This is a genomic window from Candidatus Aquicultor secundus, assembly GCF_002791875.1.
GTDB classification, from domain to species: Bacteria; Actinomycetota; Aquicultoria; order Aquicultorales; family Aquicultoraceae; genus Aquicultor_A; species Aquicultor_A secundus.
Map to the genome: position 1 here is coordinate 1 of NZ_PFNG01000096.1, position 206 is coordinate 206.

At 59.2% G+C, this 206-nt stretch carries 1 pseudogene; it reads left to right on the forward strand.

Annotated elements, in window-relative coordinates:
* Positions 1–206 (forward strand): annotated as a pseudogene (locus COY37_RS04145) (Rossmann-like and DUF2520 domain-containing protein); the annotation flags it as partial.

The following is a 206-nucleotide window of genomic DNA, read 5'->3' on the forward strand; positions in this document are numbered from 1 at the left end:
CTGGCCTGCGATGAGATCGCGACGCAAGGCGCCTTCAATGCCTCGCATACCGTTATTCACATGAGCGGTGCGGGTTCGTTAGAGCTGCTTGCATCGGCGAAGGCGGCCGGGGCCAACGTTGCAAGCATCCACCCTATCCAGTCGTTTGCGAGCGTAGAACTTGCCATCGAAAAGCTTCCCGGATCGTACTTCGGCGTTACCGCCGA